The sequence below is a fragment of the Bacillus sp. 11C genome, assembly GCF_055486375.1.
This window is the reverse complement of the sequence record NZ_JBUPVZ010000001.1, coordinates 278,676-300,633: the sequence shown is the minus strand read 5'-3', so window position 1 is coordinate 300,633 and position 21,958 is coordinate 278,676. Positions and strand designations below refer to the sequence as shown.

Sequence of the window (21,958 nt, the reverse complement as noted above, 5' to 3'; positions counted from 1 at the left end):
GTGAATGAGAAAATGGAGCAAATCATTTTTCAAATCATCCTTCACGGAGGAAACGGAAGGAGCTCCGCAATGGAGGCCATTGCCGCTGCGAAAAGCGGTGACGCAGAAGAAGCGCGGAACAAGCTTCAAGATGCCGCAGAAGAATTGTCAAAAGCCCATCACTATCAGACAGAGCTGATTCAAAATGAAGCGGGCGGAGAAAAAACGGAAATGACGCTTCTGATGGTTCATGCACAGGATCATTTAATGAATGCGATGACAGTGAAGGACCTGGCGGCGGAGATCATTGAGTTATATGAAAAAATCACCGAGCAAAGGGGAGCAAGCATATGACAAAAGGATTAAAGATTGTAACGATTGGCGGAGGTTCAAGCTACACGCCAGAGCTCGTGGAGGGATTGATTAAACGGTATGATGAGCTGCCTGTTCGTGAATTATGGCTCGTCGATATCCCTGAGGGCGAAGAAAAACTCAATATTGTCGGCACGCTCGCCAAACGGATGGTTGAAAAAGCCGGTGTCCCGATTGACATTCATCTTACGCTCGACCGAAGAAAAGCGCTGAAAGACGCAGACTTTGTCACGACTCAATTCCGCGTCGGACTTCTGCAGGCAAGAGCCAAGGATGAGCGCATCCCATTAAAATACGGCGTCATCGGCCAGGAAACGAACGGCCCGGGAGGCCTGTTTAAAGGATTGCGCACGATTCCGGTCATCCTTGAGATCGCAAAGGACATAGAAGAGCTCTGCCCGAACGCATGGCTTGTTAACTTCACAAACCCTGCCGGCATGGTGACAGAAGCCTTGCTTCGTTACTCCAACCTGAAGAAAGTCGTCGGTCTTTGTAATGTTCCTATCGGCATTAAAATGGGTGTTGCCGAAGCGCTTGATGTAGATGTGGACCGCGTAGAAGTCCAATTCGCCGGATTGAATCATATGGTGTTCGGGCTGGATGTCTTCTTGGACGGCGTCAGTGTGAAGGATCAAGTCATCGAAGCAATGGGTGATCCGAAAAACGCGATGACGATGAAAAACATCTCAGGCGCAGAGTGGGAGCCGGAATTTTTAAAAGCGCTCGATATCATCCCTTGCGGCTACCACCGGTACTATTTTAAAACAAAAGAGATGCTGGAGCACGAACTGGAAGCATCACAAACGGAAGGCACTCGCGCTGAAGTGGTGCAGAAGGTAGAAAAAGAGCTATTCGAACTCTACAAAGACCCGAACCTTGCGATCAAACCGCCGCAGCTGGAAAAACGGGGCGGCGCTTACTACAGCGATGCCGCGTGTAATTTAATCAGCTCCATTTACAATGATAAACACGATATTCAGCCGGTAAACACGATCAATAATGGTGCGATCGCCAGCATCCCAGACGATTCCGCGGTTGAAGTGAACTGCGTGATGACGAAAAACGGCCCTCAGCCAATTGCTGTCGGCGACTTGCCGGTATCTGTCCGGGGCCTCGTCCAGCAAATCAAATCCTTTGAACGTGTCGCGGCAGAAGCGGCTGTCACAGGCGACTACCAAACAGCGCTCCTCGCCATGGCGATTAACCCGCTCGTTCCGTCCGACACGGTCGCTAAACAGATTTTAGACGAAATGCTTGAGGCGCACAAAGCGTATCTGCCGCAGTTCTTTAACAAGATTGAAGCATAGAAAAGCCGGCCTTCAGTGGGCCGGATTTTTTTTACTTGCTTTCAGTCAGCGCTGCGACCTCGGTCGTCCATCCGAATTCGTCTGCGACAGCGCCTTTTTGAATGCCTGTAATCGTGTCATATAGTTTTTTGGCGATTTTTCCTGTTTCACCGTTGTTAATCGACAGTGTTTCACCCTGCCAGATCAGCTCGCCGACTGGAGAAATAACAGCCGCTGTACCGGTTCCGAAAGCTTCTTCAAGGGTGCCGTCTTGATGGGCTTGGATGACCTCGTCGATCGCAATTTTCCGTTCAGAAACTTGAAGGCCCCAATGCTTTAGCAAGGCGATGACTGAATTGCGCGTAATGCCTTCCAGGATGCTTCCGTTCAGCATCGGCGTTACGATTTCACCGTTGATTTTGAAGAAGATGTTCATGCTGCCGACTTCTTCGATGTATTTCTTCTCAATCCCGTCCAGCCAGAGCACTTGGGAAAATCCTTTCTCTTCGGCTACCTGCTGCGCTTTTAAGCTTGAAGCGTAGTTTCCCGCGGTTTTGGCATTTCCCGTTCCGCCTTTTACCGCACGGACAAATTCATTTTCAACAGCGATTTTGACCGGCTTGATGCCTTCTTTATAATAAGAGCCGACCGGAGAGAGAATGATAAATAGTTTATACGTATGAGATGCCGCAACACCGAGAAAAGGCTCGGTTGCGATGATGAACGGACGGATATAAAGGGACGTGCCCTCCGCATTCGGAATCCAGTCTTTATCGATTGCGACAAGCTGTTTTAAACCTTCGAGAACCTGTTCTTCATCGATTTCCGGGATGCAGAGTCGGTCGTTTGATTGATTCAGGCGCTCCATATTTTTTTCCGGTCTGAAAAGCAGGACATGGTCATTCTCTGACACGTAAGCCTTTAACCCTTCAAACACGGTTTGGCCGTAGTGATATACCATTGCGGCCGGGTCCATTGAAAAGGGTTGATAAGGAATGATTCTCGGATCGTACCATCCTTTATCCGCCGCATAGTCCATTACAAACATGTGGTCTGTAAACACTCTTCCGAACGAAAGCTGATTAGGATCTGGTTTCGGTTTTTTTGTTGATGTCAATTCAACGCGAATCGTATGTTTAGTCATGGTCAATCTCCCTGCTGTTAAATTGTTTATATTATCAAACTTATTTGAAAATAATTTATATTCTATTGTATACCTTCAACAAATATTCGCAATAGGTTTGCTCAAATTTGTAAGAAATTCATAAGAAAAAAGCAGGAGAAATTAATTCTCCTGCATGTTCATTTGTTCGAACACCCTGTCATAATCGGCGCGAGTGGCGTTCCGAAGACCTTCAACACGTTCATTTGTAATCTCTTGTTTGCCTTCTTTCAAGCGGTCCAAGAAATATTGAACATATTCTTCAGCTGAAATGCCGCGGTACGTCAGGCCTTGTTTATCGCGTGACTTTTGGTTTAATCCCGTGTCCACCATAGGAGGCGCCATTTCAATCACTTCCACGCTCGTATCGCGGAGCTGGTGTCTGAGCGTAAGCGAGAACGAGTGCAACGCCGCTTTTGTTGCGCAGTACACTGGATAAACAGCTAACGGGTTAAACGCAAGCCCCGACGTGACCTGAACAATTGCCGCCTCGGATTGCTTCATCAAATGAGGTGTGAAAAGGGCTGATAAATGGACAGGCGCTTGGAAATTAAGTTCAATTTCATCTCCGTCCACAAAAAGCTCCTCAGTCCCTTTGGCAAAGTCGATTTCCTTTTGAATGCCCGCGTTGTTGACGAGAACATTCAGCTCCGGAAATTCCTTTAGAGCCCATTCAAACAAAGCTTCCCGCTGCGAACGGTCTGCAACATCACATTGCTTTGTGTGGATGTTTGGAAGCTGCTGTTTCGCTTCCTTGAGACGCGCTTCGCTGCGTCCGCAAATGATGACTTCACTGCCGAGTTCCAAAAGCCGCTTGGCCAGTTCAAGCCCGATGCCCGCGGAACCGCCTGTGATTAAAACTGTATTGCCTGTCATCTTCATGGATGTAACACCTCTAATTCAGTTGGCTGTGATTCCTTTACTATTTCAAATCTTAGCAGGAAATATGCAGCCGCTTCTTATGGGATGCTCAGGATGAAGTGACTTTTCCGGTTTTATAAAATTCGTCAATCGCTTTATCGACATACACCCAGCCTTTCCAGCCGATGTGAATGGTATCTTTCATGAAGTACGGGTCATGTTCATGCCCTGAAAAATCAGCAATCTGGAAGCCCTTCGCTTTAATCTGTTTATTCACCTTTTGGTAATAGTCAGTGCGGCCTTTTTTCGGAAAGCCTGTGTAGTCGTACCATTTTCCGTTAACAGGGATGGTGACAAACATAGGCTCTGCTCCCGCATCCTTCAGGATATCAAGCATCAGCTCGAAATCACCGTATTCCGGTGACACCGCATACGATTTTCCTTTGTTTTTCCCTTTCAGCTTAGGCACTTTCGGCTTTAGCTTTTTATAAACAGGATTGTCGATGTAAAAATCGTTAGACCCGGAGTGGCGTTTGCCGGATTGTTCTGCGAGTTTATTTAATTCAGCCCATGACTTATCCTTTACTGACTGTGAGATATGCCGCTTTGGACCGGATGATTCCGTCGCTGAATAATACAGGTCTTTCTTTTCCAGCATGCTGTAATACACTTTTGCCGCCGGCTTCAGCGCGTTCACTTTCCACGTCTGCCCGTTTACGATTGCTTTGTACAGCTCGGAAAGAATCGCGTCGTTTTGCACGGCCTTAAAGCGCAGCATGCGTTTCATCATTTTCTTTTTCACATCGGGGTCGACCTGCTCGTTAAACGCCAAATCAAGCCCTTGCAGCGCGGAATAGTTCGGCGCGAAATGCTGTTCATCAGACCCGCGCTTAATAAACCATTGCGGAGACACGATGAATACGATTTTTTTGCCCTTCAACTGATCCATATGGGCAGCGAAGTTTAAAGAATGAATCAATGACTGTGATCCGCCTTTGCCGACAAGGTATGGCGTGAACCCCTCATTGTTCACCTGAAAATAGTTAGATGGATGGAATTCGTCCAGCCGGGAAAGCTCAGAAGATCCGTAAATCGGAAGGTACGCCGGATCTTTGAGCATCTGGTCTTGTAAATAAAGCCCTTGAAACATACTTGGGTTCAAGGCTGTTGCTGATTCTTTCACCCGCTTATCGGTGATGAAGCCTGACAGCCATGAAGATGGAACTGCGATGGCGCCTGCGAATAGAATAAACGCCAAAATAATTGGACCGAAAAAACGCTTTTTCATTATTTCAACTCAGACAGCTGATTTACAATGTTGTTAGGTGTATTCCATACATCCCGGTCAAACTCAGTGATCGGCACTAAAATATCAAAACGGTTTTCAATCGCAAGCAGCAATTCTACTGTTCCAAAAGAATCAAGCAAACCTTCTTCAAAAATTTCAATATCAGGATTTTCCTTTACGATGTCATCCTGGCAAACCTCTGCTAAAACGTCTAATACCTCTTGTTTAAATTCCATAGCTTTCTAATCTCCTTTAATGGTGGTGATGAAATAGTTTTCCTGAGAAAATATAAAATCCGAAGCAAACGAAGTGGAACGTGATCACAATCGCGAGAACGGTTGTCCAGCGGTTGGACGGAAGCCATTTGTATTTCTTATTCCACTTCTCGAAAAAGTTGTAACACGTCATCAGCACGGCGTGATAGAGGCCGTAGATGATATATTGCGGCGCAAGCCCGTGCCAAACCCCCATCAGCATAAACAGCAGGAAATACCCGATGTTTGAGACGGCCATACGGTTTTTGATCCACTTTTTCTTAGTCATCCAAAATACAAATCTCATAAACACATAATCTCTGAACCAGAATGACAGAGACATATGCCAGCGGTTCCAGAAATCTTTAATATTTTTACTGATAAACGGTTTATTAAAGTTTTCAGGTGATTTAATGCCCATTATATAGCTGACCCCGACGGCAAACATTGTGTAGCCGGCGAAATCAAAAAATAAATACATGCTGTAGCCGTACATGTACAGGAGGTTCCCAAGAATCTTATTGTGCGTGATCGCGGGAAGATTCATGATGAAGTACGTGTTGATTGCGTAGCCGATAATAAACTTGTACAAGAAACCGATAAAGATTTTATGAATCCCTGTATACAATAGATCGGCGTATTCTTCTTTCGTCCAAGCCTTCTGTTCATCCTTGACGAACCGGCGGTATCTGTCGATCGGGCCGGAGGAAATCGTCGGGAAAAACAGGATGAAATACAGCAGGCGGTGCAGCGGCAGCTGTTCCTTCAGCAGACCGTCTCTTGCTTCCATAATCAGCTGAATGCCTTTAAAGGTTAAATACGAAATCCCTAAAAAGCTGATCAGATTATGCGGCGGGTGGTGCGGCTGCGGGTGTGAAAGAAACGGCCATATTTTTGACAAGAATAAAGGCAGAATCGACGCGATCACAGCTCCGCAAAAGACAAAGCCGCTGTTCGCTTTCTGTCTGTACGCCAAGTAGCCGCTGATCAGGAGCACCTGCCATATCGTAAACAGACACAGTGCGATGACCCCGTGTAAGTCGTGCGAAAAAATTAAAGCTAATATAATGATAGATATGAACATGTTGTATGCTTGAAATCTTTTTCCGTTCAGGCCGAGAATGATCGTCGGCAGAAGAAGAATGCCAAGCAGTATAAAGAATAAAAACGAGCTGTAAGGCGTCATACAAGAACCTCTTCGCCGATGCGTTTCCGGTCAATTTTGCCGTTAGCCGTCATTTGAATGTGATCCTGGTAAATGAATTTTCTCGGGATCATATAAGCCGGAAGGGAAGCGGCAAGCTCTTTTTTAATGGCGCTTGTCAGCTGGAATTCCTTCTGCAACTCATGCTCCTCAGGTACAATAGCTGCGATCAAATATTCGACTGTTCCGTTTGGCTGATACGGAATCACGACAGCAGAGCGAACGTACTGAGACTGTCTGACATGGACCTCGATTTCCTCGAGCTCCATTCGGTAGCCGTGAAGTTTAATTTGGAAATCCAAACGTCCTTGGCAGAAAATCTGACCATCTTGAATATAGCCTGCATCGCCAGTCCGGTATGCCCACTGGCCTTGATAAGAGAAAAACGCTTTATCCGTCAGTTCAGGTTCGCCAAGGTAGCCTCGGCTTACGCTCGGCCCTGCAATGACGATCTCTCCTTTTTCTCCATCAGGAAGCGGCTGTCCCTGTTCATCCATAATGAAAATGTTCATATCTGGCTTAGCGAAGCCGACGGGAAGCGACTCACTGCGGCTTATGACGTCATCCGTAATCTCAACGGATGTGACAGCCACTGTTGCTTCGGTCGGACCATACGTATTAAAGATGTTTGCTTTCGGAAAACGCTCAAGCAGCGCTTTTGCAACAGAAACCGGGAGTACCTCTCCGCAGAACATAAATGTGTCCGCATGAGGCAGCAGGTCCTGTGAAAAACCCGGGTCCATCAGACACATCTGCACAAAGGAAGGCGTTGATGTCCACACATTCAGCCCGGACTTCTTCAGCTCCTCGAATAAGATTTTCGGCTTATTCACAGCATCCTTTGTCACGCAGTGTAAAGTCCCGCCTGATTGAAGGCACGGATAAAGGTCCATGACAGATAAATCAAATGAAAACGGCGCTTGGTTTAAAAATGTTTTTCCTCCGCTGACTGGAAAATCTGCACAAATCCAGTCTGTGAAGCTTTGAAGATTCGCCGCGGAAATCTGCACGCCTTTTGGATTTCCCGTGCTTCCGGAAGTGTAAATAATATAAAACGTCTCGTGTTCCTTGACCCATTGATCTTGGCTGACAGAGCCGCCTTCGTTTTCCAGCAGTTCCTCTGCCGAAACCGTCTGAACTTGGTAGCTGTCTGTAATTGAAAGTCCGGCTGCATGGATCAGCAATTCTGCTCCAGAGCTTTCGATAATTTTCGCGATCCGTTCGGACGGAATCGACAGATCAACCGGAATATAAGGATGTCCCGCTTTGACGCTTCCTAAGAAGGAAACGATCATGTGCGGTTCCATATGGCCGTACAAAAGGATAGGAGCTTTCTTATCGCTGGAAACGCGTTTTTGGATCGCGGCAGCCACACGGTCAGACTGCTCCCATAATTCCTGATATGTGAGCGACTGGCACTGAGAGCGGAAGGCATCGGTTTGCGGATAAGATTCCGCATGTGTTTGAATAGCATGTAAAAGTTTCATCGTTATTCTCTCTCCAATTAGAAATCGTTATAAATATATGAACCGGTATTCGCGGTGTGAAAACCATACATAAAAAACAAAACTAGCAGTATTATCAAATAAAAACCTGTATGACATGTCCACTTGACAGCGGGCTTTTCATACAGCTGTTTCATCAATTGCAGCATATCAAAAGTTCCTTTCCCGTTTTTTCGACAATCACATGATTATTTGACGATTAGATGATCAAAAAGTTTCATTTTTCCCCTAAACTCCCTCAAATTAATATATCGGCGTTTTGCCATTGAAAATGAATCTTTGCCCCTGCTAGGGCAAGAATGGATTGTCTCGTGCTGATTCATAATAAAAGGACAAGGGTAAAAAGAGGAAAAACGATCTTTTTAACTTTTAAAAAGCGTAATGTTCTTAAAAAAATTTTTCTGTATTTGTTCCTTCAGGTGAATGCTGAAACCTAATGAAATGGGGACGGAAAGCGTATAATAAGAAAGAAAACGCCTTCTTGGGTATCTTGTGAAATGGGAGAGAAGTCATTATGATAGATAAGGAAGCAAAAGAAGTTTTTATCAAAGCTGCCGGCTGAAAAAAGTAAGCCTTTTAATAGAAAGGAAGAGGAAGATGAACCAAACAAATAAGGGTGAGGGTCAGACAGCGCCGGAAAAAGAAAGCATGGGGCAGATCCTTTGGCAGTTAACCCGTCCTCATACGTTAACCGCATCGTTTGTGCCTGTGCTGCTCGGAACGGTTTTGGCGATGTTTTATGTGAAGGTTGATCTGCTGCTGTTTCTGGCTATGCTGTTTTCTTGCTTATGGATCCAGATTGCGACGAACTTATTTAATGAATACTACGATTTTAAACGCGGGTTAGATACAGCAGAATCTGTCGGAATCGGAGGTGCGATTGTACGCCACGGAATGAAGCCGATCACGATTTTGCAATTAGCCCTTGTATCATATGGGATTGCCATTTTACTCGGCGTCTATATTTGCGCGAGCAGCAGCTGGTGGCTGGCTCTGATCGGCCTTGTCGGCATGGCGATCGGCTACCTGTATACAGGAGGGCCGCTGCCGATTGCATACACGCCGTTCGGTGAGTTATTCTCAGGCATTTGTATGGGTTCGGTGTTTGTGCTGATTTCGTTTTTCATTCAGACAGATAAAATCAATTTGCAAAGCATTTTGATTTCGATCCCGATTGCGATTCTTGTCGGTGCGATTAACCTGTCGAACAACATTCGCGACATTGAAGAGGACAAAAAAGGCGGACGCAAAACATTAGCGATTTTGATGGGGCATAAGGGAGCTGTCACGGTCTTAGCTGCGTCATTTGCTGTCGCTTATATCTGGGTTGTCGGCTTGGTCATCACCGGTGCTGCAAGCCCGTGGCTGTTTGTCGTCTTTTTGAGCGTGCCTAAGCCGGTTCAGGCAGTGAAGGGCTTCGTCCAAAAAGAATTGCCGATGAATATGATTGTCGCAATGAAATCAACAGCCCAAACGAATACATTTTTCGGATTCCTGCTCTCAATCGGATTATTGATCAGCTACTTCCGGTAAAAAGAAAGACCGCTTGTTTTTCGTGCGGTCTTTTTTTGTTACATTCGACCGCATTTTGTAAAAAAATTCATAGAACCATACTGGAAGCAGGGACGTCTAGTACATGGACAGCGGATAAAGATCCGTTAAAGGAGATGACGAAAATGGATTTATCTGTAACGCATATGGACGATTTAAAAACGGTAATGGAAGATTGGAAAAATGAATTATTAGTTTATAAATTTGCGCTTGATGCACTGGATACAAAGTTCTCAATTATTAGCCAGGAATATAACCTCATTCACGGACACAACCCGATTGAACATACGAAATCCCGTGTCAAAAGCTTTGAAAGCATCGTGAATAAGTTAATGAGAAAGGGCTGCGAGATTACGACGAAAGAAATGAAAGAGCACATCCACGACATTGCCGGTGTTCGCATCATTTGCTCCTTTATTTCGGATATTTATAATGTCGTGAATGTCTTAAAGCAGCATGATGACCTGCGAATCGTAAAGGTGAAGGATTATATCCAGACGCCAAAACCGAACGGCTACCGAAGCCTGCATTTAATCATTGAGATGCCTGTGAATCTAACGAACCGTGTGGAATACGTCAAAGCGGAAATTCAAATTCGGACGATCGCGATGGATTTTTGGGCGAGTCTTGAGCATAAAATTTACTATAAATTGAACAATGACGTTCCGAAGCCATTAACAGATGAACTGAAGGAAGCAGCGGAGATCGCCCATTATCTGGATGAGAAAATGCTGGGGATTAAGAAAGAAGTGGATTAGAAAAGACGGCAAAGTGCCGTCTTTTTTATTGAATATCTTCATAAATGTCAGAGGCTTTTGCCTTCATTTGTTTCTTAATGACTTTCGGTTTCTTCTCTTTTTTGACAGCTTGATAGACAGCGGCTGTCACAAGGTCGCCGGCCTGCTGGAGGCGTTCTTTGCTGATATGTTCGATCGAGTCTTCAGGGGTATGATACCACGGCTCAACCTCTTCAGTTTCAGGGTCTCCCCAAATAAAGTTGGCGGAATCAATACCGGCTTCGTGGAACGGCACATGATCAGATGATCCTCCCTGTGTCAGAGACAGGCTGTCAAACCCAATTTTTTCAGCGGCTGTATGGCTGGATTCCCAAACAGCGTTAGATTGGCCGTCCAATGTGTTGACATACAGCTCAGACGCATTCTCCCAGCTTGTGCCTACCATGTCTAAGTTGAAGTTCACTTCACTTCGTTTCAACTCTTTTTCTGATAGATGATCTACATAATATGATGAGCCGAGCAGGCCAAGCTCTTCAGCGCCGAAAGCGATAAAACGGATTTCTTTGTCGGAAGGAAGGCTTTTTAAGACGCGCGCCATTTCCAGCATGACAGAGGTTCCTGAGCCATTGTCATTTGCTCCGGGCGAAAAAGGAACACTGTCGTAATGGGCCGTCACGTATACAATGTCTGGATGTTTGATGTTCTTCGTTTTTTTGATACCGATGATGTTCTGGGAGGTCTGGTTTGTGATTGCTATTAGGTTTAAGGTTGCTTCTTTTTGCTGGGTAAGGGTTTCGCCGTCTTCTTTTTTAATTCCGACGACGGGAATGCCGACTTCATTGCCTGACAGGTTTGACGTCACAGGCACGAGGCTTTCTTTGTTGTTATAAATGATGACAGCCTTGGCTCCGGCGGTTTGGGCATTTTTCGCTTTCTCGTAAAATGTAAGGTCTCCTCTGGAAATCAAGGCGATTTTGCCCTTGGCGTCAGCGGTGAAGTCCTTTGGATAGCCCAAGCCGGCATTGTAAAGCGGAGCCGTCAGCCCTTTTTCTTCTGTAGGGGCTGAGCCGGATGTAGCTCGGAGAAGAATATCGTGTCCTTCTGAAGAAAGCGTTCCCTCAAGCCGGTCAGGAATACCGAATCGTTGAACCTTCACATCAAACTTTAATTTTCTCAAGGATGAAGCGATCAAAAGGGCACTCTTTTTTTCAGCGGCCGTTCCGGCTATTCTGGGGCCGATTGCTTCACTAAGCTGAGAAATGGTTGAGTACGCACGCTTTGCTTTGAATGGAAGCTCTCGCTCACTGTCTGGTATTTGAACAGCACGCGCGGCAGGTGTGACACTCTGTGCCGGCAAGAGAACCGTTCCGGCAGTTAAAACGGCCATCGTCACTACAGTCAAAAGCTTTTTCATCGAAAATAAACCTCCCCTAATGTATGAATGAGGATTATTTCGGGATGCTAAAGGTATTTCCTGCAAAATGGAGAGCGTTTTTGAAAAGACAGTGCTTTATACCTGCAAAAAAACGCTTATGAATGAAGGGTCATAAGCGTTTCTGGATATCAGATTATTGGAGTTTTAAAAACTTGCGTTTGCCGACTTGGATGATCATATTTTCCTTTATCTCTACATCAGCGTGGATATCTGTTATTTTCTCTCCGTTAATTCGGACACCGCCGTTTTGAATCATGCGGCGCGCTTCGCTCTTCGAAGAGAGAAGCTTCAATGTGACGAGCAGATCGACAACCGCTAGCGCTTTCTCGCCTTCCCATTTCACAGCCGGAATATCCTCAGGCAGGCTGTTTTCCTGAAAGACTGTTTTAAACGAGTGTTCGGCAGCTTCAGCGGCTTCGGCTCCGTGATACATTCGGACGATTGTTTTGGCTAAAAGCATTTTGGCGTCCCGAGGATGAACGGCGCCGGTTTCTAGGTCTTTCACGAGCTGTTTTTTCTCCTCAAGCTCTAAGTCCCTTGCCAATTGGATGTACTTTTTCATCAGGCTGTCGGGCAGTGACATCGTTTTTCCGTACATGTCATTTGGATGTTCATCAATGCCGATGTAGTTATTTTTTGACTTGGACATTTTCTCAAACCCGTCTAAGCCTTCCAAGAGCGGCATAAGGATGACGACTTGTTTTTCTTTGTTGTATCGTTCTTGGAAATGCCGCCCCATCAGCACATTGAAATGCTGGTCTGTCCCGCCTAATTCAATATCGCTTTCGAGAACGACGGAATCGTATCCCTGCATCAACGGGTAAAAGAATTCATGAAGCGAGATCGGTTTTTGCATGGCAATTCGTTCTTCAAAATCGTCGCGCTCCATCAGGCGGGCTACTGTTATTTTGCCTGCCAATTCAATGACATCCTCCAGATGCAATGTTTTCAGCCATTTCGAGTTATAGTGAAGCTCGACTTTTTCTTGATCAAGCACTTTTCCAAATTGCTGAAAGTATGTTTTGGCGTTGTGCTGAACTTCTTCATCAGTCAGCTGCTTTCTGGCTGCTGATTTTCCGGTCGGATCCCCGATTTTTCCTGTGAAATCCCCAATTAACAGCTGAACAATGTGGCCGTTTTCTTGAAATTGGCGAAGCTTGTTTAACACAACTGTATGGCCCAAATGCACATCTGGTGCAGACGGATCTAATCCGAGCTTAATTTTAAGCGGTGTGCCTGTGGAAACGGATTTGACTAGCTTGGCCTTTAATTCTTCCGGCGGTATGACCTCATGGGCGCCTGTCATGTATAATTGAAGCTGTCTTTCGACTTCTTTTTGCTGTGCAGCTGTAAGCTGATCAAATGTTTTCATCGTTCATCCTCCTTTTTTAGAAACACAAAAAAGAGCCCATCCCGATAAGGGACGTGGCTCAATGCACGCGGTACCACCCTGGTTGAAGACATCGTCTTCCGCTCATTCGAATAACGGTTTCCCGTTCTTTGCTACTAAGGTTCACAAAGAAAGCTCGGGGAGGTAATTCACGTTTGCCTGTGTGCCGGCTCGCACCTTCCGCCGGCTCTCTGAAACAGGGAGACAAACCGCTACTGGATTCCCGTCAAAGCTTATGTTGTATGAAGATTGTCAGCTACCTTTCTAAGCAGCTCTGTCAATGTTTTCTGTTCGTCCTTCGTCATTCCCGCAATGAGCTCTGTTTCCCCTTTGTGAAACTCCGGGTAGAGTTCTTCGATCGCTTGTTTGCCGGAATCGGTGATGGAGACAAACACGAGTCGTCGATCTCTTGTGTCGATGCTTTTACGGCAAAAACTCTTTTTTTCGAGCGTTTTGATCACGTTGCTTGCTGTAGCTGTTGAAATGCCTGACAGCTCAGCAATTTTTCTCGTTTCGAGCTTCCCCCATACCCATAGATCATAAAGAATGGAGAAAGCGGTCCAAGAAAGGCTATAGGAAGAAAGAACCTCAGTCTCCATTTTGACACGGAGCTTTTGCGCAGACCGATACAGGTTCGTCGCAATCGATATGGCTTCCAGGTTGAGTGACTCAACGGGCATTTGTTTAAGCTTAGAAAGTGTGTCGTGTTCTTCTTTCTGAAGCTGCTGATGTTGATAGGAACGTTCCATCTTTTAGGCCTGCCTTAAATTATCAGAATCATTAGCTATGAAATGAATTGTAACAGAGTCTGATATGAACTTCAAGCCTATATATTGGTTGAATAAAAAAGGCTCAAACAACACCAAAATAAACAAAAACCTGCAAACGGGGGTGCCATCTTGCAAAAATATGTTCAAGCCGTCTATAAACATGATCCGTTTCACCTTTTTTCAGCAGAGCATGTGGTGACATTAGCAGTGATCGCCGTCTTGGCCATTCTGTTGTTTTTGTTCCGCCAGACGGTCAAACGGCCTAAACTCAGCCAGTTTTTGCGCTATTTGTTTGTGTTTCTGCTGCTTGGTTCGCAAATCGGTTATCAAATATGGATGATCGCCGCGGGCAGGTGGTCGGTGCGGACTTCATTGCCTCTCCAGCTTAGTGACCTGTCGGTGTATTTGTCGGCCATTATGCTGGTGACCAAAAGCAGGAAGCTGTTTGTATTTTTATACTTTGTCGGCATCGGCAGTTCGATTCAGGCTCTTGCCACTCCTGATCTCGGTATGTTTTCTTTTCCGCATATCCGATATATCCTCTTTTTTATTTCGCACGGATCTGTGTTTCTCTCCTGCCTGCTGATGACGGTAATTGGGACGTACAGGCTCAGACAGCGTTCTTTGTGGGTGACCGTCCTCATTGTCAATGTGTACGGGGTCTGCATTTATTTGCTTGATCGCTGGCTTGGCGCGAATTATATGTATTTGACGAAAAAACCGGGCGGCTCTTCTCTCTTGGATGTTCTCGGGCCGTGGCCATGGTATATCGTTTCGGCTGAAGCCATTACGATCGCATGCTTTTACATTCTTTATTGGCTTTATCGCAGGTTCAAAACATGACGCCTTTTTTGTTGTATAGCACATTCTGTCTAAAAAAGTATTGATGAATAGTGTTTACTTTTCTGAAATCGGGAATGTAACTTGTACAACACAAAGGGAGATGAATACCATTGAAGAAAGATGAAATTATGCATATCGTGTCATGCGCTGATGATAATTATGCTCGTCATTTAGGTGGAATGTTCGTTTCTTTATTGACAAACATGGATCGGGAGAGAGAGTTAAAACTATACGTCATTGATGGCGGAATTACGCCTGATAACAAAAAAAGACTGGAAGAATCCACATTGAAGTTCGGCGTGCCGATTGAATTTTTAGAAGTGGATGCCAACATGTATGAACATGCGGTGGAAAGCAGCCATATTACAAAAGCGGCGTATTACCGCATTTCAATTCCCGACTTAATTAAGGATGAAAGCATCGAACGAATGATTTATATCGATTGTGACGCGATTATTCTGGAGGATATTTCGAAACTGTGGGACTTGGATATTGCGCCATATACGGTTGCTGCTGTTGAGGATGCGGGGCAGCATGAACGCCTCAAAGAAATGAACGTCAGTGATACAGGGAAGTATTTTAACTCAGGTATGATGATTATTGACTTTGATTCTTGGAGAAAGCAAAACATCACTGAAAAAGTCATCAACTTTATCAATGAAAACCCGTCTGAAGACTTTCTTGTGCTTCACGACCAAGATGCGCTGAATGCGATCTTGTATGATCAGTGGTATGAACTTCATCCGCGCTGGAACGCTCAAACCTATATCATATTAAAACAAAAAACGCCTGCGACGCTGTCAGGCCAGAAGCTTTATAGAGAAACGAGAGAGAACCCGGCCATTGTCCACTTCTGCGGCGGAGAAAAGCCTTGGAATTCCAATACGAAACACCCGTATCGCGACCAGTATTTCCATTACATGTCGTATACGAAGTGGAATACGATCAGCAATCCGGCGATCAACCAATAAACTGAATATAAAAACGCTTTTGATCATCTCAAAAGCGTTTTTTTTTGCCTCAGCGTGCGACTGACCGTTGGTAAAATCGCTGAATATGCATGGCGATATAGCATAATTCTTTTTCAGGAAACACAAAGCCGTATTCCTTCTTCACAAATGTACCGATGCTTAGGGCACAGAGGAATGCATCCTTAAACTTCTCTTTAATAATGTCGATCATTTCTGCGTCCAGCTCGTAAATGGATTCGCCCGCTTTGATATGCTGGATCGCAAAGCGGAGATGGGTCACAAGCCGCTCATAAGAAATGGTATCTTCTACAATATTGATTGATAGCTGAATTTCAATAATCTCAATGATATCACGGATCATAGTTGTAATATCAAGCGTCTGTGTCATATCACCGGCATTGTTTCTTGCTGTGTGGATATGCATGGCGATATTGCCGATTTCATCATCAGGAATGTGTATCCCCAGTTTATCTTTAATCAGCGCTCTGGCCCACAAGCCGATCTGAAATTCCTTGGGATAAAGGACTTTGATTTCATTCAGCAGCGGATTTTTGATCACCATTCCATTGCTCAGGCGTTCGATCGCAAAGGAAAGATGGTCTGAAAAAGCGACGTGTATGCGCTCGTTGATTTTAATGTTCAGCTCTTTTTCGGCATGGGAGATAATTTGCTCGGAAATCTGAATATGGTCTTCCGGCAATGTTTCTAAAATCTCTTCGAACTGCTTATAGTCAGCTGTGTCTTTTCTGACAAAGGTTTTTTCTATTTTTGACGGATCGACAATATCATTTTTCTTTTTGTCGAAAGCAATTCCTGCACCTAAGAGAATCTTCTCTTCACTTTGATCCTTTACGACGATAGCATTATGATTTAAGATTCTTTTAATTTTCATAGCTTTTTTTGTCCTTTCATCCCCCGTTTTATGAATGAAAACGAATAAATCCAGTTATTCTGTCTCTTCTTTAAACCCGAGAAACAATGTAGCTAGAAAAGCAGAGACGGCCGCGATCAAAAAACCGATCATATAATGAACAAAATTGGCGGCGCCGAACGGCAGCACGATTGAAATCATCGGAATGCCTGTCAGCCCGTAGGAATTCGACACGACATGTACCGCAACCACGTATGCTCCGCCAATAGCGCCGCCGATGGCAGCTCCGATAAAGGGACGGATCAGTTTGACATTTACCCCGAACACAATGGGCTCCACGATGCCTAAAAACGCGGTGAGGGCAGCGGGGAGCGCAATTTTTTTCAGGCTTGATTGTTTCGTTTTGAAAAAGACCGCAAGTCCCGCTCCGCCTTGGGCCACATTCGCCATCGACCATATCGGCACTAAAAAGTTCACACCGACATGCGGGTCAGCAAGCAGCGTTGCTTCAATCGCATAAAAGCTATGATGCAAGCCAGATAGAACGACAGTGGAGTAGATGCCGCCGAATAGGGCACCTGCGGCAATGCCGGCGTGATCATAAATATAGACAATCGACTGTGTCATGATCTGGCCGATGATGGACGCGGCGGGATTCATGACAATCAGTGCGAGGCATCCTGTCACCATGACTGTAATAAAAGGAATGATGATGACATCAAGCGACTTCGGTACAATCCATTTTAGTAGCTTCTCAATTTTGCTCATGACATAAACGGAAAGAAGAATCGGTATAATGGAGCCTTGATAGCCCATCATTGGAATATGAAGCCCCCATATGTCTAAGGAAGCAGGGGTTTTGCTGCCGAGCATAGACGGGTCCAGAAGATCGGGATGCGTCAAGAGCCCTGCTAACACTGCCCCTAAATAGGGATTGCTGCCAAATTGCCGTGCGGCACTGAAGCCAACCAAAATCGGCAGCAAAATAAAGGCTGTGCTGGACACGAGGTCGAGCATTTTGATCCAAGGGCTGCCGGCTGCAAACCAGTGAAACACCTTAATCATGCCAATCAGCCCCATGAGTAGGCCGCTTGCTGTGATTGCCGGGATAATCGGCACAAAAATATCGGACAGCGTTTTCGCGAATGCTGCGACAGGGGTCAGCTTCCGGCTGGCCTTTTTCTGTTGAACAGGCTCCTCAGAAGGCGCGGCCTCCCACACGTGAACGACTTCTTTATATATTTTGTTGACGACGCCTGCTCCGAAGATAATCTGGAATAACCCATATCGGAAAAAGGTGCCCTGCACACCTTGCAGATGTTCAATGGCATGTATATCGATTTTCGTCTCGTCTTTTACCTCAAAACGAAGACGGGTCGTACAATGGCTGATGCTGATAATATTGCTTTTTCCTCCTGTGAGGAGCAATAATTCTTTTGCAATCTCTCTTTGCAAGCAATCAAAACCTCCTTTGCTGAAGAAAAGTCGGCTTGTTCATCGTATCAAATGAAAAGTTGACAATCAAAATGAAAAAAGTGAGAAATACCGGCTGAGAATGACAAAACGAGCAGGGACAACAAAAAATGCCCGCGTCGGTGACGGAGCATGAGAATAGGGGTTGTCCATGGCGCCGTTATAAGCCCAACACGAAAAGAAGAGTTAAAACGCCCTGCTTTTTTAGGCACTAATACTCCCTTTGCATCATTGGGTCTTGCCTGCCTGCCAGTCACAATCCCTCCATATGTGGTGATAACTGTAATAACGTTCATTTTATGCTGTTCATGGCTGGATAGCAATAGTAGGAAAAGCCTGTGTGATGACTGGGAAAAAGGTTGTGTGCGGGTTCTTAGAATAGAAAAAAGCCTTTAAAACCTAGAATATAAGTCTTAAAGGCTTTTCGGTTATTTTTTCGGCCTGACGGCATTTAGACGTTTTTGCAGCTTTGTTTTTTCGCTGGATGTTTTTAATTGATTCACTGCAGACTGTGCGGATGTCTTTGATTTTTTCGTTTTGTCTTTTTCCGCTTTCTTCACTTTTGCTTTGGCAGTTTCAACTTTTTTCACTTCGGCTGCGGCCGCTTTTTTCTTCACTTTGTCTAACCGTTTTTGCAATGACGTTTTGTCCTTGCCTGATTGAAGCTGATTGACGGCTGATTGTGCTTTTGCCGCATTGGCATGAGTTGATTTCTTTTCTGCTGCAGATACGGATTGCTTCGCCGTTTTCAAATGGGTGCTTTTTACTTTGGCAAGGCGCTTCTGCAGGGACGTTTTTTCTGAACCTGCCGGCAGCTTGCTCACTGCTGATTGTGCGCTGTTAACATCTGTTTTCTTTTTGCTTTTTTCCGCTTTCGCCACTTTCTCTTTCGCCTGCTTTGATGCGATATAGCGTTTTACTTGGTCTAAGCGTTTTTGCAGATTCTTTTTGTCTGTTCCGTTCGGCAGCTTGTTAATGGCAGCTTGTGCTGTATCAACGGTTTGCTGAGTTTTATATTTTTGAGCTTTTACGACTTTGTCTTTCGCATCTTTTACATTTCTGAATGACTGTACTTTATCCAGTCTTTTTTGCAGGGCCGTTTTGGCGTCAGAATTCGGCAGCTGGCTGACGAGTTCTCTCGCTTTGTTGATATCTGTTTGTGTTTTTGTTTGTTCCGCTTTTTTCACCGCTTGCTCTGCCGCCGCGTATGCAGAATCTGCTTCCTGCGCTTTATACTGGATCAACCCATAGCCAAATTGCTGATCGCGGCCTGTGGTTCCAAGATCAATGATATTTTTTTTCATTTCTGCGCGAAGCTGCCCGTTTGTCTCAGCAGGATTACGCTGCAGTAACAAAGCAAACATGGCAGCGGCGTGCGGTGTCGCTTGGGAAGTTCCGCTTCCTGTCGCATAGTATTGATGTAAGTAAGTGCTCGTGATGTTGGTTCCCGGCGCTGAAAATTCAACTTCATCTCCAGTGGTTGAGAATCCGGCAAGCTGATTCTTTTCGTTTGTCGCTGAAACGGCAACGACACTGCTGTATGCCGCCGGATAGTTCACTGGTTTGCCGTTCCCGTCGTTACCGCTGGCGGCAACGAGCAGAATGCCTTGTTCATATGCTTTGTCCACGGCGTCATGAAGGATATGGCTGTCTGAGGTCGTGCCAAGGCTCATATTGACGATGTCCATCCCGTGTGTGATCGACCAGTCAATTCCTTGGAGAAGGCTTTGAAGATCCCCCGAACCGTTCTGATCAAGCGCTTTAACCGCGTATATTTGAGCTTCCGGTGCGATGCCGTTAATTCCGTAGCCGTTATGCTTGGCTCCGATAATCCCAGCGACATGTGTTCCGTGGCCGTTATCATCTTTGTAAGAAGAGGTGTAACTGGCAGCTGAAAACCCGCCGGCAATCGACAGGTCTTCGTGGGGAGAGATCCCGCTGTCAATGACTGCGATTTTGACACCTTTGCCAGTCAGTCCTGCTTTCCAAGCCTGTTTCACTTGAATGGGTTCAAGGTTCCATTGTTCAAAATCTTCAGTATCCTCAGTGTCGTCTGTCAGCACTTTGAAATCTGTGCTGCCTGCTGCGGTGAATGAGACATTGTTTTCGACATACAAAATATCAGGATCCTGTTTTAATTCTTTCACTGTCTCCTGATCTGCTGTGACGGCTACCGCGGGAAGATGCTTATACTGCTGTTCAACCTCTGCATCGCTGTCAAGGACGGTTTCCTTGCCGGCCTTATTTTTATAAACCACAATAACTTCTTTCCCGCTGCTGTTTTGCGCATGCGCGAAAGGGCCTATGGCGAGAAAACTGAAAAACAAAGTGACTGATATGACAAGCTTGCACGACACGTTTTTCATGATTCATCTCCTTCTTTCTATGATGTTTGATATATATATCGGAGAAAAAAGAGAGTTTAATAGTTAGGAGGAAAAATTTTTTCATTGACAGGACTGTAGAGCAGAACGCAGGTTTTTTCCGCAGGAAGAGGAAATTTTCCAAATGAATTTGTAAGCGTTTTCAAAATAAGATAAAGAAAACATTGCGAAGGTTGTTTACAAAGCAATGCAAAAAGGGGGCTTTTCAGATGAGCGCATTCACTCGGGTGATGGAAGAAAAAATCATGCCTGTCGCTGGGAAAATTGCCGGGCAGCGGCATCTCAGCGCTTTGCGTGACGGCATTATCCTGACCATGCCGCTGATTATTATCGGGTCTGTCTTTTTGATTTTAACGAGCCTGCCGATTCCCGGTTATGCTGATTTCATGGCGAGTGTGTTTGGAGATCAGTGGGCCGATAAACTCGGTTATCCCGTTAATGCTTCATTTGATATTATGGCGATGATCGCCGCTTTTGGAATCGCCTATCGTCTTGCGGAAAGCTATGGTGTCGATGCGCTGTCGGCCGGCGCGATATCAATTGCCGCATTTTTGTTGGCAACGCCGTTTGAGGTGCCGTTTACGCCGGATGGCTCAACGGAATCCATCTTGGTTGGGGGCGGAATCCCGATTACACTGCTTGGCAGCAAGGGTTTATTTGTCGCCATGCTGATCGCTTTGTTTTCGACTGAAATCTATCGGTACATTATTCAAAAAAATATCGTCTTCAAAATGCCAGACGGCGTGCCGCCGGCGGTAAGCAAATCATTTGTCGCGCTGATTCCCGGTTTTATCATTGTGTTTCTCGTGTGGCTGGCGCGTCTTCTGATTGAAATGACACCTTTTCAGAGTCTGCACAATGTCGTAGGAGACTTGCTTGGCACGCCGCTTTCCATCCTTGGCGGCAGTCTCGGCGGGAGCCTGGTTGCTGAATTTGTGCAGATGCTGCTTTGGTCGTGCGGAATTCACGGGGCTTCCATCATTGGCGGAATTATGGCGCCGATTTGGTATGGCGCGATGGATGCCAACCGTCTCGCACTCCAGGCAGGCGAGGCGCTTCCGAGTATTTTTACGACCCAGTTTTTTCAAATTTGGATCAATGTGGGCGGGAGCGGAGCGACGCTGGCGCTTGTTCTGACGATGCTAGTACGGTCCCGGAGCAAACAAATGAAGCAGCTTGGCCGACTAGGGATTGGTCCTGCGCTATTTAATATCAACGAGCCGATCATTTTCGGCATGCCGATTGTCATGAATCCGCTCCTCATCGTTCCATTCATCATCGCGCCGCTCCTCACGATTACCACGACTTATATCGGCATGAGCACAGGACTGGTGGCAAGGCCGGCGGGAATCGCCGTGCCATGGACGATGCCTCCTCTCATATCAGGCTACCTGGCGACAGGCGGAAAAGTATCCGGAGCCGTTATGCAGCTGTTGAATTTGCTGATTACCTGTGCTGTCTACTATCCGTTTTTCAGAATATGGGACCATCAAAAATGGCGGGAAGAGAGTGGGATTGAACCTTGAGAAAGTGTATTGTTAAAGCTAATCAGCCTGTCATAGGGATGATTACTTCTTTCAATTAAAAGTGAATGTTAGAATATGTAAAGGGGGTGCGTAATG

20 protein-coding genes and 1 other annotated feature are annotated in these 21,958 nt (G+C 45.6%); of the genes, 7 read left to right on the top strand and 13 right to left on the bottom strand.

Annotation, left to right across the window (positions count from 1 at the left end; all coding sequences use genetic code 11):
* Both licA and licH read left to right on the top strand, forming a co-directional pair.
* Complete coding sequence (gene licA, locus ACY3LV_RS01515) at window positions 1-333, top strand: PTS lichenan transporter subunit IIA (RefSeq protein WP_148963361.1); 333 nt, start codon at window positions 1-3, stop codon at window positions 331-333.
* A complete protein-coding gene (licH, locus tag ACY3LV_RS01510) occupies window positions 330-1,658 on the top strand; it encodes a 6-phospho-beta-glucosidase LicH (RefSeq protein WP_464863266.1) in 1,329 nt (442 codons plus the stop codon). The genes licA and licH overlap by 4 nt, the downstream gene beginning before the upstream one ends.
* Before the next feature lie 31 nt (window positions 1,659-1,689).
* Here licH and ACY3LV_RS01505 read toward each other — a convergent pair whose 3' ends face one another.
* From ACY3LV_RS01505 to ACY3LV_RS01475, 7 genes are all read right to left on the bottom strand, one after another.
* Complete coding sequence (locus tag ACY3LV_RS01505) at window positions 1,690-2,781, bottom strand: branched-chain amino acid aminotransferase (RefSeq protein ID WP_464863265.1); 1,092 nt, start codon at window positions 2,779-2,781, stop codon at window positions 1,690-1,692.
* A 141-nt stretch (window positions 2,782-2,922) separates the two neighbouring features.
* Window positions 2,923-3,681, bottom strand: a complete 759-nt coding sequence (locus ACY3LV_RS01500) for an SDR family oxidoreductase (protein ID WP_148963364.1) — start codon at window positions 3,679-3,681, stop codon at window positions 2,923-2,925.
* 88 nt (window positions 3,682-3,769) lie between these two features.
* Window positions 3,770-4,948, bottom strand: coding sequence for a D-alanyl-lipoteichoic acid biosynthesis protein DltD (dltD, locus tag ACY3LV_RS01495; protein WP_148963365.1), 1,179 nt, complete (start codon window positions 4,946-4,948; stop codon window positions 3,770-3,772).
* A complete protein-coding gene (gene dltC, locus ACY3LV_RS01490) occupies window positions 4,948-5,184 on the bottom strand; it encodes a D-alanine--poly(phosphoribitol) ligase subunit DltC (protein WP_003222263.1) in 237 nt (78 codons plus the stop codon). Before dltC ends, dltD begins: the two co-directional genes overlap by 1 nt.
* A gap of 16 nt (window positions 5,185-5,200) precedes the next feature.
* Window positions 5,201-6,388, bottom strand: coding sequence for a D-alanyl-lipoteichoic acid biosynthesis protein DltB (dltB, locus tag ACY3LV_RS01485; protein WP_333519031.1), 1,188 nt, complete (start codon window positions 6,386-6,388; stop codon window positions 5,201-5,203).
* Window positions 6,385-7,893, bottom strand: coding sequence for a D-alanine--poly(phosphoribitol) ligase subunit DltA (gene dltA / locus ACY3LV_RS01480; RefSeq protein ID WP_464863264.1), 1,509 nt, complete (start codon window positions 7,891-7,893; stop codon window positions 6,385-6,387). Before dltA ends, dltB begins: the two co-directional genes overlap by 4 nt.
* Before the next feature lie 17 nt (window positions 7,894-7,910).
* A complete protein-coding gene (locus ACY3LV_RS01475; protein ID WP_039075082.1) occupies window positions 7,911-8,060 on the bottom strand; it encodes a teichoic acid D-Ala incorporation-associated protein DltX in 150 nt (49 codons plus the stop codon).
* Window positions 8,061-8,508: 448 nt separating this feature from the next.
* On the opposite strand from ACY3LV_RS01475, the gene ACY3LV_RS01470 reads away from it, so the two are divergent.
* On the top strand, window positions 8,509-9,444 hold the full coding sequence (locus ACY3LV_RS01470; protein ID WP_087993222.1) for a 1,4-dihydroxy-2-naphthoate polyprenyltransferase: 936 nt from the start codon (window positions 8,509-8,511) through the stop codon (window positions 9,442-9,444).
* Window positions 9,445-9,587: 143 nt separating this feature from the next.
* Window positions 9,588-10,220, top strand: coding sequence for a GTP pyrophosphokinase YwaC (ywaC, locus tag ACY3LV_RS01465; RefSeq protein ID WP_148963369.1), 633 nt, complete (start codon window positions 9,588-9,590; stop codon window positions 10,218-10,220).
* 25 nt (window positions 10,221-10,245) lie between these two features.
* On the opposite strand, the gene ACY3LV_RS01460 is transcribed toward ywaC, so the two are convergent.
* The 3 genes from ACY3LV_RS01460 to ywaE form a co-directional block, all read right to left on the bottom strand.
* The gene (locus tag ACY3LV_RS01460; protein ID WP_464863263.1) at window positions 10,246-11,613 is read right to left on the bottom strand and encodes a M28 family metallopeptidase; all 1,368 of its coding nucleotides are present in this window, start codon (window positions 11,611-11,613) and stop codon (window positions 10,246-10,248) included.
* A gap of 154 nt (window positions 11,614-11,767) precedes the next feature.
* A complete protein-coding gene (tyrS, locus tag ACY3LV_RS01455) occupies window positions 11,768-13,006 on the bottom strand; it encodes a tyrosine--tRNA ligase (RefSeq protein WP_464863262.1) in 1,239 nt (412 codons plus the stop codon).
* Between the two features lie 44 nt (window positions 13,007-13,050).
* Window positions 13,051-13,263, bottom strand: a binding site (T-box leader).
* Window positions 13,258-13,773, bottom strand: coding sequence for a tyrZ transcriptional regulator YwaE (gene ywaE, locus ACY3LV_RS01450; protein ID WP_333561674.1), 516 nt, complete (start codon window positions 13,771-13,773; stop codon window positions 13,258-13,260). Its footprint overlaps the feature before it by 6 nt.
* Window positions 13,774-13,923: 150 nt before the next feature.
* Between ywaE and ACY3LV_RS01445 the strand changes: the two genes are divergently transcribed.
* Together ACY3LV_RS01445 and ACY3LV_RS01440 are read left to right on the top strand one after the other, a co-directional pair.
* A complete protein-coding gene (locus ACY3LV_RS01445; RefSeq protein WP_458867099.1) occupies window positions 13,924-14,637 on the top strand; it encodes a YwaF family protein in 714 nt (237 codons plus the stop codon).
* A gap of 110 nt (window positions 14,638-14,747) precedes the next feature.
* Window positions 14,748-15,608, top strand: a complete 861-nt coding sequence (locus ACY3LV_RS01440; protein ID WP_333519036.1) for a glycosyltransferase family 8 protein — start codon at window positions 14,748-14,750, stop codon at window positions 15,606-15,608.
* Between the two features lie 49 nt (window positions 15,609-15,657).
* Here ACY3LV_RS01440 and sacY read toward each other — a convergent pair whose 3' ends face one another.
* From sacY to ACY3LV_RS01425, 3 genes are all read right to left on the bottom strand, one after another.
* Window positions 15,658-16,500 carry a transcription antiterminator SacY gene (gene sacY, locus ACY3LV_RS01435; protein WP_087993215.1) on the bottom strand — a complete coding sequence of 281 codons (843 nt, stop codon included), beginning with the start codon at window positions 16,498-16,500 and terminating at the stop codon, window positions 15,658-15,660.
* A 54-nt stretch (window positions 16,501-16,554) separates the two neighbouring features.
* A complete protein-coding gene (gene sacX / locus ACY3LV_RS01430; protein ID WP_148963374.1) occupies window positions 16,555-17,934 on the bottom strand; it encodes a SacY negative regulator SacX in 1,380 nt (459 codons plus the stop codon).
* 446 nt (window positions 17,935-18,380) lie between these two features.
* The gene (locus ACY3LV_RS01425; protein ID WP_464863261.1) at window positions 18,381-20,318 is read right to left on the bottom strand and encodes a S8 family peptidase; all 1,938 of its coding nucleotides are present in this window, start codon (window positions 20,316-20,318) and stop codon (window positions 18,381-18,383) included.
* Between the two features lie 227 nt (window positions 20,319-20,545).
* Here ACY3LV_RS01425 and celB point away from each other — a divergent pair, with 227 nt between their 5' ends.
* Window positions 20,546-21,862, top strand: a complete 1,317-nt coding sequence (celB, locus tag ACY3LV_RS01420) for a PTS cellobiose transporter subunit IIC (protein ID WP_464863260.1) — start codon at window positions 20,546-20,548, stop codon at window positions 21,860-21,862.
* Window positions 21,863-21,958 lie beyond the last annotated feature (96 nt).